The sequence below is a fragment of the Paenibacillus sp. LHD-38 genome (genome assembly GCF_031157315.1).
Lineage (GTDB): Bacteria > Bacillota > Bacilli > Paenibacillales > Paenibacillaceae > Pristimantibacillus.
Genome location: NZ_JAVIFU010000002.1, coordinates 33,062 through 48,618, shown reverse-complemented (window position 1 = coordinate 48,618; position 15,557 = coordinate 33,062). Strand labels below are relative to the sequence as shown.

Sequence of the window (15,557 nt, the reverse complement as noted above, 5' to 3'; positions counted from 1 at the left end):
CACTTAATATGAGCAGCAAAGAAATTATAACGATACTAAAACGACTTGATCTGCCGGTTAATAACCATATGAGTGTTATGGAAAATGAAATGGTGAATAAAGTCGAAGGTTTTTTTCGCAACATTAAACAAAATGCTGCCGTTAAACGGGCACAGGAAACAACAAATGTGTCTGTTTCCTCCGCACAGCCTGCTGTAAACAAGCCGCAATCGCAGCAGCCGCAGCAGCAGGAACGCAAGCCGCAGCCAGTAGTACAAGAAGTAAAAAATTCTAATCAAGACAGACAGGGGCCTATGAATTCTATTAATACGAAACCACAAACCAACCAACAGCAGTCCGAACAAAGACCAGCAGGACAGCAAACCAGTCGTCCAGCGCAATCATCCAGCAACAACCGTCCATCACAAGGAAACAGCAATTCCAGCCGTCCAAGCCAAGGCCAAGGCGGACAAGGAAGCCGCCCGGCGCAATCCGGTGCAGGTTCAAGCCGCCCAAGCCAAGGTCAAGGCGGTCAAGGGAATCGTCCAGCATCATCTGGGCAAAACCGTCCGGCGCAAGGCGGCCAAGGGAATACAGCAAGCCGTCCAAGCGCTCCGCGTCAAGATGCAACTAGCCGTCCAGCTTCATCCGGCCAAAGCCGTTTTGACTCCAAACCGGCACAAGGTCAAGCACGCGGCAATGACAATAGAAATGCAAGACCTGGTCAAAAAAGATTTGAAGATGGCAAACCAGGTGGTTTTAGAGGGAACAATAACCGTGGAGGCCAAAAGGGTCGCGGCGGCAAGTTCCAACAGCAACCGCCACGCGAGAAAATTGACAATACACCTAAGAAAATTATCGTTCGCGGAACAATGACCGTTGGCGAGTTGGCAAAATTGCTGCATAAGGATGCATCAGAAGTTATCAAAAAACTGATTTTCCTAGGCGTGATGGCAACAATTAACCAAGAAATCGACATGGATGCGATTCATCTAATCGCTACCGATTACGGCGTTGAGGTTGAAGTGAAAATTCCTGTAGAGGAAGATTCCTTCGAGACGGTTGAAGAAACAGACGAAGATGAGGATCTGGTATCACGTCCTCCAGTTGTTACGATTATGGGTCACGTTGACCATGGTAAAACAACTTTGCTTGATGCGATTCGTAAAACAAACGTAACAGGCGGAGAAGCTGGCGGAATCACGCAGCATATCGGTGCTTACCAAGTTGAAATTAACCATAAAAAAATCACTTTCCTCGATACACCGGGTCACGAAGCGTTTACGCTTATGCGTGCTCGTGGTGCACAGGTTACGGATATTACGATTATAGTGGTAGCAGCTGATGACGGCATCATGCCACAAACTGTCGAAGCGATTAACCATGCTAAAGCTGCAGGTGTCCCAATTATTGTTGCTGTTAACAAAATTGACAAGCCGGAAGCAAACACTGAGAAAATCAAACAAGAAATGACTGAATATGAGCTCGTTCCGGAAGAGTGGGGCGGCGATACGATTTTCGTCGAGGTTTCCGCTAAACAAAGAATTGGTCTTGAAGGCCTTCTTGAAATGATCTTGCTTGTGGCAGAAGTAAATGATTACAAAGCCAATCCGAACAAGCGTGCTCGCGCAACAGTAATTGAAGCTGAGCTAGATAAAGGTAAAGGTCCGGTTGCCCGTATTCTCGTTCAACACGGTACTTTGAAAATCGGTGATGCTTTCGTTGCTGGTAACTGTTTCGGACGTATCAGAGCTATGGTCAATGATAAAGGCCGTCGTTTAAAAGAAGTCGGTCCTTCGACTCCTGTAGAAATTACTGGTTTAACTGAAGTTCCGCAAGCCGGAGATCCGTTCATGGTGTTTGAAGATGAGCGTAAAGCCCGTGATATTGCTGACCGCCGTTCCATTAAACAGCGTCAATCGGATATGGGTGCCAATACACGCGTAACGCTTGATGATCTGTATAACCATATCAAAGATGGTGAAATTAAAGACCTGAACGTAATTATTAAATCAGACGTTCAAGGTTCTTCAGAAGCACTAAAAGGCTCGCTTGCTAAAATTGATATCGAAGGCGTACGCGTAAAAATCATCCACAGCGGTGTTGGCGCGATCACGGAATCAGATATCATCCTAGCTTCAGCTTCCAATGCGATCGTAATCGGGTTTAACGTTAGACCTGATCCACAAGCGGAAGCAACGATTGCACAAGAAAAAGTCGATGTGCGTATGCACCGCGTCATTTACAATGTAATCGATGAAATTGAGCAAGCCATGAAAGGCATGCTTGATCCGATCTACAAAGAGGTTGTTATTGGTCACGCAGAAGTTCGTAACGTATTTAAAGTTACAAAGGTTGGCGCAATTGCAGGTTGTATGATTACATCCGGTAAAATCACTCGTTCAGCAGAAGCGCGTCTGATTCGCGGCGGCATTGTTGTATTCACGGGTAAGATTGATTCCCTTAAGCGTTTCAAAGATGATGCCAAAGAGGTTGCACAAGGCTACGAGTGCGGCATAACGCTTGATCGTTATAACGATGTTCGTGAAGGCGATACGATTGAAGCGTTTGTCATGGAAACAGTAGAGAGGTGAGTATAGTATGGCGAAAATCCGGGTAGGACGGGTCGGCGAGCAAATTAAGAAAGAGCTGAGCCAAATTATACAGACAGAGCTTAAAGATCCGAGAATCGGTTTTATCACCGTTACTGGTGTTGAAACATCAAGCGATCTTTCGCAAGCTAAAGTATTTCTAAGCGTGCTAGGCAGCGAAGAGCAGAAGGAAGCTACGCTTAAAGCTCTCGCGAGCGGTACAGGATTCATCCGCACCGAGCTTGGCAAGCGTATGCGCCTACGCCACACTCCAGTATTGCTGTTCAAGTTTGACAGCAGTATTGAGTATGGCAGCCGTATCGAGGCTTTGCTTGAAAACATTAATAGCGGGAACTCAGCTCGATGATGGAACAAGGCAGCTATTTGAAGCAGCTGGATGATGCTTTAGCATTCATGAGGACTTATGATGATTTTTTGGTCGTATCCCATGTACAGCCAGACGGTGATGCAATTAGCTCAACTGTCGTCGTAGGCTGGCTTCTTCAGAAGTTGGGTAAATCCTTTGTTCTGGTCAATGAAAGCGAGCTCCCGTCAAGACTAAATTTTTTAGATCAATTCGATTCGATTATCAGCTATAAGCAAGCAGCTCCAGATCGGAAATTCGATGCAATTATATCGATTGATTGTGCGGATTTCAAACGAATTGGCGAGGTATCAAGCAGCTTTGCACCAGATGCAAAGCTGCTTAATATCGACCATCATCCAACGAACAATGGATTTGGAACCGTGAATATCATTCGGGCAGAAGCTGCAGCTACCGTAGAAATCTTGTTTGATTTAATTGAACGAGCAGGAATTTCTTGCGATTTGGCATGCGCAACGGCCATTTATACTGGATTATTAACCGATACAGGCGGCTTTCGGTATTCCAATACGAGTCCTCGTGTCATGCAAATTGCATCGCAGCTGCTTGCTCTTGGAGTATTAGGTAATGAACTGGCCGATCATCTGCTTGAAAAAATGACGATGGCAAAGCTAAAGCTTCTCCAAATTGCGTTGAACCGACTGACCTTTACGGATAACCTGGAGATTGGGTGGGTTTATATCGGGAAGGACGATTTACGCAATACGGGTGCTGTGCCTGAAGATCTAGAAGGTATCGTGAATTATGCCCTTAATGTTGATGGGGTTGAGGTCGGTATTTTATTCAAAGAAACAGAAGACGGTGCAGTTAAAGCAAGCTTACGCTCCGCTGGGAAAGCAAATGTTGCTGCTATTGCGCAAGCATTTGGCGGCGGCGGACATGTGCGGGCTGCAGGCTGTCGACTTGAAGGTCCATTAACGGGTTCGATAACTGTTTTAGTGGATGCAGTCAGAAAGGCGTTGGTTTAAACGATGGACGGCATTTTGGCAGTTTGGAAGCCTGAGGGCTGGACTTCTCACGATGTGGTCGCTAAGGTTCGCCGATTGCTAAAAATGAAGCGGATTGGACATGCAGGAACGCTTGATCCTATGGTGACAGGTGTATTGCCTCTATGTCTCGGACGTGCAACGAGAGTTGTTGAATATGTGCAGGAAAGGCCTAAATCTTATGAAGCGGTATTACAGCTTGGTATAGCCACAGATACGGAAGACTTAACCGGAACAGTGACTGAGCGCCAGGAAGTGATAACGGTATCGGAAGATGAGGTTCGCCGTGCTTTGGCTCGTTTTACTGGTGAGATCGAACAGGTTCCCCCCATGTATTCTGCAGTCAAAATTGGCGGCAAACGGTTGTATGAGCTTGCAAGAGAAGGTAAGACGGTCGAGCGAAAATCGCGGAAAGTAACGATTCATCAAATTGAACTTCTGGACGCGCAGCTGGAGCTTGATCAGCCTAGCATCACATTCTCAGTCGTATGCTCTAAAGGTACATATATCCGAACACTTTGTGTTGACATCGGCAAAACCCTGGGAGTACCTGCAGCAATGGCTCAACTGACGAGAACGATGTCAGGAGGCATTACGAAGGAAAGCTGCTTGACGCTTGAGCAAATCGAGGAGCTGCAGCAATCCGGTGAACTAAGCGGACATTTAATTGCCGCAGATGAAGCCATAACCCATTTGGAGCGCACAGTCGTGCCTGAATCCATAGGTAAACTAGCTCTATTGGGACAAAAGGTCAGTCTCACTCACTCGGACATTGATCCTGCCGTTATTCAAGATGAACAGCTTATTCGTCTTTATAACGATCATAGCTCGTTTCTTGGTATTTTTCAGATAGACCTGAGAGCGGCCGTACTCAAGCCGGTTAAGGTTTTTTCAGCATAGCATATCGATGTAGAAAGTTAAAAGGAAATGCAGGTGTTTCAGCGTTGGAAATTATCCCATTAAGTTTTCCTTTAAACGGTTTGTCCACGTTATCGCTGGACAAACCGCTTTCCATAGCAATCGGTCATTTTGATGGTGTCCATCGCGGTCACCAAAACGTCATTCGCCAAGCCGTTAATGAGGCAAAAGGCTCCGATATGCTATCGGCGGTTTTTACTTTTGATCCGCATCCAAAGGAAGTGCTGGGACAAGGAGAGCAATACTATCGTTGTCTTACGCCTCTGGATATCAAGACAGCATTATTCGCTGAGCTTGGAGTAGATCTTGTTTTCATTATGAAATTCGATCCTGAGTTTGCTTTAGTATCTCCTGAGCGATTTGTTGATGAGGTGCTGCGTACGCTGCGTGCTAAAAATGTGGTTGTCGGCTTTGACTTTAATTTTGGTCATAAAGGCTTAGGCAACTCGGAAGCATTAAAGCAGCTAGGTCATCCCGATATTTCCGTACATGTAATAGAGCCTCTGTTCGAGAACGGTATTAAGGTCAGCAGTACTTATATCCGAGAAGCGCTTGAGCAAGGCGACATCGAATTGGCTGAACTACTGCTAGGACGTCCGTATGAAGTGACGGGCAGCGTCGTTCACGGAGACAAAAGAGGACGGACTATCGGTTTTCCGACTGCAAACCTACAAATAAACGGTCCATACATAACACCAAGATTGGGCGTTTACGCGATAACGGCTTGGATCGGTGATAAAGCATACCCAGGCGTAATGAATTTTGGCTTAAAGCCAACTTTTAATAAGCATGAACTGCTTCCGGTTATGGAGGCTCATTTGTTTGATTTTGATTCCGATATATACGGCGAGCAATTGCGTTTGCAATTTCTTTCGTTTATCCGCTCTGAGAAGAAGTTCGATTCTATTACGGAATTAATCGAGCAAATCGGATCTGATTCAAGGCAAGCGAAGGAAATACTCGGTTATAATTAACGATCCAAATGTCAATAGATATGCTTCTCGACATTTGTCCAACATATGTGTTATACTATACAACGTTGTGAGTAGTCATGCATTTTGCATGATCGATCCATTAACTTAACCTTAGCTTGGATGCCCGTTCTCACCGACGGCTTCGTGGCTAATGGCGATTATCAAGAAGGAGGTGAATTAGGATGGCAATTACACAAGTACGTAAAAACGAACTGATTGAGACGCATAAGACACATGCAACTGATACCGGTTCTCCGGAGGTTCAAGTGGCTATCCTGACTGAAAACATCGTTAACTTGACTCAACATTTGCGGGAGCACAAGAAAGATCATCATTCCCGTCGTGGTTTGCTCAAGATGGTAGGTCAGCGCCGTAAGCTGCTTGCTTACCTTAAAAACAATGATGTTAGACGTTACAGCGCATTGATCGAAAAACTCGGCCTACGCCGCTAAAACATGCGTAATGAAAAGCAACCTGGTTGTCCAGCCGTCCGGGAATATCGGATGAGCGGATTCGGGTTGCTTTTTGTAATAGGGAAACCCTCGGAAAAAACTGCCTTTTGCAGCGAAATATACTAAAAATATAAAAACCTATAGGAGGGATATAATGGTACAACGAATCGAGATGGAAGTTGGCGGAAGACCGCTATCCATCGAAACAGGCCGTCTTGCTAAGCAAGCGAATGCTGCAGTAACCGTGCAATATGGCGATACTGTCGTATTGTGTACGGTTACAGCATCTGCAGGTCCGAAAGATTTGGATTTCTTTCCACTGACCGTTAACTATGAAGAGCGTTTGTATGCTGTCGGTAAAATTCCTGGCGGATTTATCAAACGTGAAGGCCGTCCAAGCGAGAAGGCGATTTTGTCCAGCCGACTTACGGATAGGCCTATTCGTCCGTTGTTCCCGGAAGGCTTCCGGAACGATGTACAAGTTATGAACATTGTAATGAGCGTGGATCAGGATTGTTCTCCTGAAATTGCGGCAATGATCGGCACATCTGCTGCTTTGTCCATTTCCGATGTCCCGTTTGAAGGGCCGATTGGCGGAGTTAACGTTGGTCGCGTGAATGGTCAATTCGTTATTAATCCGACAGTTGAGCAAAGCCAGGAAACGGACATTTTTGTCGTAGTAGCCGGAACAAAAGATGCAATCATGATGGTGGAAGCCGAAGCGAACGAGGTTTCTGAGGCAGTAATGCTTGAGGCGATTATGTTCGGTCATGATGAAATCAAAAAAATCGTCGCGAAAATTGAAGAGCTGCAGGCAGTAGCTGGCAAGCCGAAAATGGAAGTTAAGCTACATACCGTAAATGAACAAGTCAATGCCGATGTTCGTGCTTATGCTTCCGCTGGTTTAGTTGAAGCGATTAAAGTCGAAGAGAAGCATGCTCGTCAAGATGCGATTGATGCGGTTAATAGCGCGGCAGTTGCACATTTTGAAGAGCAATATATCGATACGCCTAAACTTCTATCCGATGTAAAGGAAGTCCTTTATGACATCGTGAAAGAAGAGGTTCGTCGCCTTATTTCGCATGACAAGGTTCGTCCAGATGGTCGATCGCTTGATGAGATTCGTCCAATTGACTGTGATGTTGCGATTTTACCGCGTACGCACGGAACGGGACTGTTCACTCGCGGACAAACGCAAGCGCTTAGCATTTGTACGCTCGGAGCAATGGGTGACGTTCAAATCTTAGATGGCATTTCTCCTGAAGAAACGAAACGTTTTATGCATCACTATAATTTCCCGCCATTTAGCGTTGGTGAAGCACGTCCGCTTCGTCCGCCGGGTCGCCGCGAAATTGGTCACGGTGCACTTGGTGAACGTGCGCTTTCGAAAGTTATTCCGTCTGAAGCCGAGTTCCCATATACAATTCGTCTCGTATCTGAAGTTCTTGAATCGAACGGTTCGTCTTCACAAGCAAGCATTTGCGCAAGCACGCTGGCGATGATGGATGCAGGTGTACCAATTAAAGCCCCTGTTGCAGGTATCGCAATGGGTCTTATCAAAGACGGCGATCATTTCGCAATTCTTTCGGATATCCAAGGGATGGAAGACCATCTTGGGGATATGGACTTCAAGGTTGCAGGTACAGCTGAAGGCGTAACGGCTATTCAAATGGATATCAAAATTGCCGGCATTAACCGTGCGATTTTGGAGCAATCTTTAGAACAAGCCCGTCAAGGACGTATTTTCATTCTTGGTAAAATGCTTGAGAGCCTTCCCACTACTAGAACAAGCTTATCCAAATATGCGCCTAAGATTTTGACGCTGCGTATTAACCCGGATAAAATCCGTGATGTTATTGGCGCCGGCGGAAAAATCATCAATAAAATTATTGAAGAAACAGGCGTTAAAATCGATATTGAGCAAGACGGAATGGTATTCATTGCTTCTTCTAATGAAGAGATGAACCAGAAGGCTAAATCGATTATCGAAGGCATTGTGAAGGAAGTTGTTGTTGGCGAAATTTATGTAGGTACGGTTAAGCGCGTGGAGAAGTTCGGTGCTTTCGTTGAGATTTTGCCGAATAAAGATGGACTTGTCCATATTTCCCAGCTGTCGACTGAACGTGTTGCCAAGACGGAAGATGTCGTGAACATCGGTGATCAAATTAAGGTTAAAGTAACTGAAATTGATCAACAAGGCCGTATTAATTTGTCTGCAAAAGTATTGATGACACCTGAGGTTTCCTCACAATAAACGTGATGAGCCTTGATAAGCATAAACGGTAATAGCTACAAGAGAAGAAAAGAGACAGATTTGATCTGGCTCTTTTTTGCTTTATTTACGAACGTGCTCCATTTCCTTAATCACTATCCGCTTGCATAATCTCGTCCAACATTTCATACATATGAATTAACATGCTGGAATAAGGTCAAGCTTAATAGGCACAAGAGGACGACAATGGGAGTGGAAGTTATGATGGTAAGAAAAGCAGCGATTATTGCAGCAAGTATGCTCTTGTTGCTGGCGTTCGTAAGCATGAATGATGATGTCTCACAATTTCTTGCTTCATTGAAATATAGAGAAGTAAAAACGGCATCTGTGCAATTTTCGAATTCACAGCCAGAGCGTGAAAGACTGCTTTCACTCATCAATGCTGAAGCCGAGAAGCGCAACATCCTTCCTGTAAATGCGAGGATAGATCGTGTGTGGCGAGCGATCCCTGGGTATAACGGTTTGGAAGTTGATGTAGAGAAAACTTTGGAGGCAGCTTTACTGGCTCCGCCGGCAGAATCAATTTCATACATATTTAAAGAGGTGGAGCCGGAAATTAAGCTTAACGACCTTGGACCGCATCCGATCTATCGCGGAAATCCGAATAAAAAAATGATTTCCCTAATGATTAATGTGGCCTGGGGCAATGAATACATCGATTCTATTTTAAAAACACTTAAAAGAGAAAAGGTAAAAGCTACTTTTTTCCTTGACGGTAGTTGGCTTAATAAAAACGCAGAGATTGCGAAACGCATACAGGCTGATGGACATGAGATGTCCAATCACGCCTATACGCATCCTGATATGAGTGCGTTAAACAGACAGGCGCAGTATAACCAAATCGCGAAGACAGAAGCGCTTTTAAAATCTTCTCTAAACGTGAATAACAGATGGTTTGCTCCTCCATCAGGAGCTTTTAATGAAGCAACTGTTCAAATCGCCGAGGAGATGGGATTGAAAACGGTGCTGTGGACAATCGATACGATTGATTGGCAAAAACCGGCTGCCGACACCATTGTTCGTAAAATAGCACAGAAGCTTGAGCCTGGCTCCCTAATTTTAATGCATCCAACATCATCCACGCGTGATGCGCTTGCAGGCATTATTGCAACGGCGAAAGAGAAGGGATATGCCATTGGCACGGTAAGTGAGACGCTTTCTTCTAAGCGTCTTACGGCTGCTGTTGAGCGAGCAGACTGATTCTGCTATAGTAAAAACATTCATGTTTATAGGCACATGCATACGAAGTTAGTTTTGTGAGGCGAAACGCCGGGAAAATGTCCGTAAGGTCCTTTTTGCCAAACAACACATAAGGAGGACGAATGATGAACAAATACACGCTTAGTAACGGATTACGTGTTGTTGTCGAATACATACCGACTGTAAGATCCGTGTCATTTGGGATATGGGTAAAAACGGGTTCCCGGAATGAGACACCTGAAAATAACGGCATCTCACATTTTATCGAACATATGTTGTTTAAAGGTACAGAAAGCCGTACGTCAAAGGATATTGCTGATTTATTTGACGGCATTGGCGGGAACGTTAATGCGTTTACCTCTAAGGAATATACGTGTTATTTTGCTAAAGTGCTTGATGAGCATTTGCCGCTTGCAGTGGACGCGCTTTCGGATATGTTTTTTAATTCCCAGTTAGATCCCGAAGAACTTGCTAAGGAAAAAAACGTTATTCTTGAGGAAATCTCCATGTACGAAGACACACCCGATGATAAAGTGCATGACGAAGCCTCGCGAGCTGCCTTTGGCGATCACCCGCTAGCTTATTCGATCTTGGGTCTAGAGGAACGTTTAACGGCTATGACCTCCGAGACGCTTCGCGGATATATGAATGATACGTATACGCTTGAGAATGTAGTTATCAGCGTTGCCGGCAACGTGGAGGAGCAAAGTCTGCTGGCTCTGATGGAGAAGCATTTTGGGAGTTTCAAAAATAGCAAGCCAGCTTCAGCGATCGTTACGGCTCCAGCATTCCACGGTGATTACTTGTTCTACAAAAAGAAAACGGAACAGAATCATTTATGTATTTCCTTCCCGGGCTGCTCCATTTCAGATTCTCATTTGTATGCCATGATACTTCTCAACAATGCTTTGGGGGGAGGAATGAGCTCCAGGCTCTTCCAAGAAATCAGAGAGAAGCGCGGACTCGCTTATTCTGTCTATTCTTATCATACTTCCTACGCGGATACAGGCTTGTTTACCCTTTATGCAGGAACGGCACCAAAGCAAACCAAAGAGGTACTGGATTTGACGATGGAACAGTTGAACGAGCTGTCTGTCAAAGGCTTAGGAGAAGATGAATTACACCGGGGCAAGGAGCAGCTGAAGGGAAGCTTGATTTTAAGTTTGGAGAGCACCAGCAGCAGAATGAACCGATTAGGTAAAAATGAGCTCATGCTTGGTCAACATTACACGCTTGACGAGCTATTGAAGCGAATCGACTCGGTGGATATGGCTGATGTGGTCGAGGTTACAAAACGTATGCTGTCCGTGCCTTTCTCCGTTGCTATGGTTGGCTCGAATGATAAAGCAGCAGCGCAACTTGGGAGGAATCAATTTGTATCAAGTACAGTTTAAAAGGCTAGAAGGCAATGAAGACATCGCGGTGCCCAAAAAAATGTCAGAATGGGCTGCCGGATTTGATCTGCAGGCAGCCGTTGGAGAAGCTGTAATCCTGCAGCCGGGTGAACGCCAGCTTATTCCAACAGGCTTTGCTATGGCGATGCCAGGAGAGCTTGAAGCACAAATTAGACCGCGAAGCGGTCTTGCATATAAGCATGGAATTACATGCTTGAATTCTCCGGGAACGATTGACGCGGATTACCGCGGCGAGGTGAAAGTGCTGCTTATTAATCTAGGCCAGCAGCCCTTTACCATCACGCGGGGTGAGCGGATCGCTCAAATGGTATTTCAGCTAGTTCCGGCAGTCATTATAACTGAAGCAGAGGATTTGCCGGAAACGGTGCGCGGCGCTGGCGGCTTTGGCCATACTGGTGTTTAATCGGGGAATACCCATAATATGATAAGCATTCTAAAAGATCGGGCCAATGGCCCGATCTTTTTTTTTCTTTTTCACCCCGCTCTGGGCGCAAGCATAAGATGATCTAAAGCTATTAGCAAGAAAGGAGTGAAGCTTAATGCTTACAGGCGTCCAAGTGCTTTTGCTTGGCGGTGATGCAAGGCAGCTTGAGGTGATACGCAAGCTGACAGAGCTTGATGCTTCCGTCACCGTATCAGGCTTTGATGGCTTGCATTCATCGCTTGACGGAGCAGTACATGCGGAATTTGAGGAACAATTGTTTGAATCTGTCGACGCGCTGCTTTTGCCCGCAGTAGGTACAGATGATCAAGGTGTAATTCACGCTGTTTTTAGTGACCGCCAGATGCAAGTGACGGATAGTCATTTTTCAAGGCTGCCAAAGCATTGTACGGTTTATACAGGGATGGCAAAACCTTATTTACGCCAGCTATGCGAGAAATATTCCTTATCATTAGTTGAACTGTTTGACCGTGATGATGTTGCGATATACAATTCCATACCGACAGCAGAAGGTGCACTGATGATGGCGATTCAGAATACGGATATCACGATTCACGGTTCCTCTTCTATGGTGCTTGGCTTCGGCAGAACCGGCTTTACAATGGCCCGAACTCTTCAAGGTTTAGGGTCTAAAGTTAAGGTCGGAGTACGTCGTTCTGAGCACTTTGCGAGAGCTTCAGAAATGGGGTTTGAGCCTTTCTACATCAGTGGTTTGTTGCATCATGTAAGCAATATTGACTTGCTTTTTAATACAATTCCGACTATGATAGTCACAGCACAAATTATCGCAAATTTACCTTCGCGAGCCGTAATAATTGACCTCGCTTCGAAGCCAGGCGGCACAGATTTCCGCTTCGCTGAGAAACGCGGAATCAAGGCTCTGCTCGCACCCGGACTTCCCGGTATCGTCGCACCGAAAACAGCTGGACGTATCATAGCGGATTGCTTATCACAGTTGATTTTGGACGATACGATTAAGCGGGGGAATGGGATATGAATTGGGCTGGAATAACGGTGGGTTATGCTTTATCGGGCTCACATTGTACATTTGCTGAAGTTATGCCGGAAATTAAACGGTTCGTCGATGCGGGTGCGAATGTCGTGCCGATCGTCTCGAATACGATTATGACAACGGACACCAGATTCGGAAAGTCCGAGGATTGGCAAACACAGCTTAAAGAAATTACTGGAAATGAGATTATATCAACGATTGTGCAGGCGGAGCCGCTAGGGCCTTCTAAACTGCTTGACGTTCTCGTCATCGCACCTTGCACAGGCAACACTACAAGCAGATTAGCAAATGCAATAACGGATAGCGCAGTGCTTATGGCTGCCAAAGCGCAAATGCGCAATGGAAGGCCGCTGGTGCTTGCCATTTCCACCAATGATGGACTTGGTTTGAATGCCGCTAATATAGCGAAGCTACTAGTGGCTAAACATATTTATTTTGTTCCGTTCGGCCAAGATAACCCTGTGCAGAAGCCTAATTCGCTTGTTGCCAGAATGGATTTGGTCTTGGAAGCATGCGAAGCTGCCTTACAGGGCAAACAGCTGCAGCCTCTGCTTGTCGAACGTCACTAATGACACATGGATAGAGGGGGAGACGGCAGCAAATGTCGAATCAGAAATTGTTTAATGTTGCAGTAGTAGGGGCAACAGGCGCAGTAGGAGAACAAATACTAAAATTACTTGAATCCAGAAGCTTCCCGATTAAAGAGCTTAAGCTATTATCGTCTGCTCGTTCAGCAGGCACAAAAATTACGTTTAAAGGCCAAGAGTTAACGGTTGAAGAAGCGACACCGGAGAGTTTTAAAGGCATAGAAATTGCTTTGTTCAGTGCTGGCGGCGACGTTACAAAGGCACTAGCTCCACATGCTGTTGAGCATGGCGCAGTATGTATCGATAATACAAATGCATACCGCATGGACGAGAACACTCCGCTTGTGGTTCCTGAGGTTAATATCGAGAAGGTTAGCGAGCATAAGGGCATAATCGCTAATCCGAATTGTTCGACTATCCAAATGGTAGCAGCGCTTAAGCCGCTTCAAGATCGTTATGGCATTTCGCGTATTATCGTTTCAACCTATCAAGCTGTTTCCGGTGCCGGCAGCCGCGCAATCGATGAAATGCTGCGTCAAACCCAAGCAGCACTAAGTGGTGAAGAGGTTAACCCGGCTATTTTGCCTGTTGGCGCTTTGCCAGTAAAGCATCAAATTGCTTTTAATGCGATTCCTCAAATCGATAAATTCCAAGATAACGGCTATACGCTGGAAGAAATGAAAATGGTACGTGAAACGAAAAAGATAATGGGTGACGAATCTATCCAGGTTACAGCCACTTGCGTTCGTATTCCTGTCGTATACGGTCACTCGGAATCTCTATATGTTGAGCTCAAAAACGACTACGATTTGGAAGAGGTTAAGCAGCTGCTAGCAGATGCACCGGGTATAACGCTCGTAGATGATCCTGCTAACCAGCAATACCCGCTTGCGACCGATGCTGCCGGTAAGCCGGATGTATTCGTTGGCCGCTTGAGACGCGATCTAGGTTCTGATCGCGGACTTAATATGTGGATCGTATCCGATAACCTGCTCAAAGGCGCTGCATGGAATGCCGTTCAAATCGCTGAACATATCGCAAAAGGTTAATGTATTAAGTTAAGGGTAGCCGTTTGCTTCTTCCTGGGATCGATTACGGAGGATCATAATATGCGCATCCTGATTCAAAAATTCGGGGGCACCTCTTTATCAACCGATCACGCCAGAGAACACGTTATCCATCACATTACCAGAGAACGCAGTAATGGCTTTGCTGTTGTCGTTGTCGTTTCTGCTATGGGGCGTAAAGGGGATCCTTACGCTACGGATACATTATTGCAGGTTATTCGAGACAACGGTAACAGTCTGCCGGCTCGTGAGCGGGATATGCTGTTAGGCTGCGGAGAAATTATTTCCGCAGCCGCTTTATGCAGCTTACTCATCGCAAACGGTATTTCTTCCGTTGTCTTAACCGGCGGACAGGCGGGCATGATAACTGACGAACAATATGGGCATGCCAGAATAAAAGAAATTCGGCCAGATAAGGTACTCACTCATTTGCGTGCAGGAACGGTCGTTATCGTGACCGGCTTTCAAGGAAGCACGATACACGGAGACACCACTACGCTTGGCCGCGGAGGCAGCGATACTTCAGCAACAGCATTAGGCGCTGCGCTGCGAGCTGAAATGGTTGATATTTATACAGACGTAAATGGTATACTAACGGCAGATCCTCGCATCGTAGAGGAGGCAAAACCGCTGCCTGTCGTCAGTTATGCGGAAATATGTAATATGGCTAGACAGGGAGCTAAGGTTATACATCCTCGTGCTGTAGAGATTGCTCAACAGGCTCGCATACCGCTGCGGGTACGTTCTACTTTTTCAAATGAAACAGGGACGCTGGTAACCGATTCTGCGGAGCTGAAAGCAGAGCTTTCGGTGAAGGATAGGCATGTCACGGGAATCGCACATGTTTCCGGTATTACTCAGATTTCAGTGAAAGCTATCGAAGGCCGCAACGATGTGCAGCTGCAGGTTTTTCAATCGATGGCAAAACATCATATAAGTGTCGATTTTATTAATGTAACGCCTAGCGGCGCAATTTATACGGTATTTGATCATGATGCGACACGCGCTGTCGATGTATTGCAGGAGGCTGGCTTTTCGCCTTCAGCGATTAATGGCTGCGCAAAAGTTTCCGTAATTGGCGGAGGTATGAATGGAGAACCGGGTGTTATGGCGCGTATCGTGGAAGCGCTGACGGAACAAGGGATTTCTATCATGCAGTCTGCCGATTCTAATACAACGATATGGGTGCTCGTACGTGAAGCGGATATGGCTGAGGCACTTCGTTCTCTCCACGCGAAGTTCGAGCTTCATCGATAGAGAGCAACACTTTTGGGAGG

General features: G+C 45.9%; 14 protein-coding genes. All 14 read left to right on the top strand.

The genetic code is table 11. The features are described 5' to 3' along the window. Positions 1-8: 8 nt before the first annotated feature. The 14 genes from infB (at position 9) to dapG (ending at position 15,537) form a co-directional block, all read left to right on the top strand. Positions 9-2,573 (top strand): translation initiation factor IF-2, encoded by a 2,565-nt coding sequence (gene infB, locus RCO25_RS02205; protein WP_374992048.1) that lies wholly within the window; start codon positions 9-11, stop codon positions 2,571-2,573. Positions 2,574-2,580: 7 nt separating this feature from the next. After that, positions 2,581-2,937: a 30S ribosome-binding factor RbfA gene (rbfA, locus tag RCO25_RS02200; RefSeq protein WP_308994519.1), complete on the top strand. Its 357-nt coding sequence runs from the start codon at positions 2,581-2,583 to the stop codon at positions 2,935-2,937. Then, positions 2,934-3,923, top strand: coding sequence for a DHH family phosphoesterase (locus RCO25_RS02195; protein ID WP_308994518.1), 990 nt, complete (start codon positions 2,934-2,936; stop codon positions 3,921-3,923). The genes rbfA and RCO25_RS02195 overlap by 4 nt, the downstream gene beginning before the upstream one ends. Before the next feature lie 3 nt (positions 3,924-3,926). Beyond that, positions 3,927-4,841, top strand: coding sequence for a tRNA pseudouridine(55) synthase TruB (truB, locus tag RCO25_RS02190; protein WP_308994517.1), 915 nt, complete (start codon positions 3,927-3,929; stop codon positions 4,839-4,841). Between the two features lie 44 nt (positions 4,842-4,885). Then, positions 4,886-5,833 carry a bifunctional riboflavin kinase/FAD synthetase gene (locus RCO25_RS02185; RefSeq protein WP_308994516.1) on the top strand — a complete coding sequence of 316 codons (948 nt, stop codon included), beginning with the start codon at positions 4,886-4,888 and terminating at the stop codon, positions 5,831-5,833. Between the two features lie 182 nt (positions 5,834-6,015). Further along, positions 6,016-6,285: a 30S ribosomal protein S15 gene (rpsO, locus tag RCO25_RS02180; RefSeq protein ID WP_053375765.1), complete on the top strand. Its 270-nt coding sequence runs from the start codon at positions 6,016-6,018 to the stop codon at positions 6,283-6,285. Positions 6,286-6,439: 154 nt separating this feature from the next. Then, on the top strand, positions 6,440-8,539 hold the full coding sequence (gene pnp / locus RCO25_RS02175; protein ID WP_308994515.1) for a polyribonucleotide nucleotidyltransferase: 2,100 nt from the start codon (positions 6,440-6,442) through the stop codon (positions 8,537-8,539). 219 nt (positions 8,540-8,758) lie between these two features. Then, positions 8,759-9,757 carry a polysaccharide deacetylase family protein gene (locus RCO25_RS02170; protein ID WP_308994514.1) on the top strand — a complete coding sequence of 333 codons (999 nt, stop codon included), beginning with the start codon at positions 8,759-8,761 and terminating at the stop codon, positions 9,755-9,757. A 125-nt stretch (positions 9,758-9,882) separates the two neighbouring features. Continuing rightward, on the top strand, positions 9,883-11,151 hold the full coding sequence (locus tag RCO25_RS02165) for a M16 family metallopeptidase (protein ID WP_308994726.1): 1,269 nt from the start codon (positions 9,883-9,885) through the stop codon (positions 11,149-11,151). Further along, on the top strand, positions 11,132-11,575 hold the full coding sequence (gene dut / locus RCO25_RS02160; RefSeq protein WP_308994513.1) for a dUTP diphosphatase: 444 nt from the start codon (positions 11,132-11,134) through the stop codon (positions 11,573-11,575). The genes RCO25_RS02165 and dut overlap by 20 nt, the downstream gene beginning before the upstream one ends. Positions 11,576-11,711: 136 nt before the next feature. Beyond that, positions 11,712-12,611 carry a dipicolinate synthase subunit DpsA gene (dpsA, locus tag RCO25_RS02155; RefSeq protein ID WP_308994512.1) on the top strand — a complete coding sequence of 300 codons (900 nt, stop codon included), beginning with the start codon at positions 11,712-11,714 and terminating at the stop codon, positions 12,609-12,611. Beyond that, positions 12,608-13,195: a dipicolinate synthase subunit B gene (locus RCO25_RS02150; protein ID WP_308994511.1), complete on the top strand. Its 588-nt coding sequence runs from the start codon at positions 12,608-12,610 to the stop codon at positions 13,193-13,195. The genes dpsA and RCO25_RS02150 overlap by 4 nt, the downstream gene beginning before the upstream one ends. A gap of 32 nt (positions 13,196-13,227) precedes the next feature. Then, positions 13,228-14,262, top strand: a complete 1,035-nt coding sequence (asd, locus tag RCO25_RS02145; RefSeq protein ID WP_308994510.1) for an aspartate-semialdehyde dehydrogenase — start codon at positions 13,228-13,230, stop codon at positions 14,260-14,262. Positions 14,263-14,322: 60 nt separating this feature from the next. Further along, the gene (gene dapG / locus RCO25_RS02140) at positions 14,323-15,537 is read left to right on the top strand and encodes an aspartate kinase (protein ID WP_308994509.1); all 1,215 of its coding nucleotides are present in this window, start codon (positions 14,323-14,325) and stop codon (positions 15,535-15,537) included. The last annotated feature ends 20 nt before the right edge of the window (positions 15,538-15,557 follow it).

What these genes read in the sequence shown, in the direction of transcription:
- rpsO (WP_053375765.1), top strand. Translation starts at nt 6,016, where the DNA reads ATGGCAATTACACAAGTACGTAAAAACGAACTGATTGAGACGCATAAG.
- pnp (WP_308994515.1), top strand. Translation starts at nt 6,440, where the DNA reads ATGGTACAACGAATCGAGATGGAAGTTGGCGGAAGACCGCTATCCATC.
- RCO25_RS02170 (WP_308994514.1), top strand. Translation starts at nt 8,759, where the DNA reads ATGATGGTAAGAAAAGCAGCGATTATTGCAGCAAGTATGCTCTTGTTG.
- asd (WP_308994510.1), top strand. Translation starts at nt 13,228, where the DNA reads ATGTCGAATCAGAAATTGTTTAATGTTGCAGTAGTAGGGGCAACAGGC.
- RCO25_RS02165 (WP_308994726.1), top strand. Translation starts at nt 9,883, where the DNA reads ATGAACAAATACACGCTTAGTAACGGATTACGTGTTGTTGTCGAATAC.
- infB (WP_374992048.1), top strand. Translation starts at nt 9, where the DNA reads ATGAGCAGCAAAGAAATTATAACGATACTAAAACGACTTGATCTGCCG.
- RCO25_RS02195 (WP_308994518.1), top strand. Translation starts at nt 2,934, where the DNA reads ATGATGGAACAAGGCAGCTATTTGAAGCAGCTGGATGATGCTTTAGCA.
- RCO25_RS02150 (WP_308994511.1), top strand. Translation starts at nt 12,608, where the DNA reads ATGAATTGGGCTGGAATAACGGTGGGTTATGCTTTATCGGGCTCACAT.
- rbfA (WP_308994519.1), top strand. Translation starts at nt 2,581, where the DNA reads ATGGCGAAAATCCGGGTAGGACGGGTCGGCGAGCAAATTAAGAAAGAG.
- truB (WP_308994517.1), top strand. Translation starts at nt 3,927, where the DNA reads ATGGACGGCATTTTGGCAGTTTGGAAGCCTGAGGGCTGGACTTCTCAC.
- dpsA (WP_308994512.1), top strand. Translation starts at nt 11,712, where the DNA reads ATGCTTACAGGCGTCCAAGTGCTTTTGCTTGGCGGTGATGCAAGGCAG.
- dapG (WP_308994509.1), top strand. Translation starts at nt 14,323, where the DNA reads ATGCGCATCCTGATTCAAAAATTCGGGGGCACCTCTTTATCAACCGAT.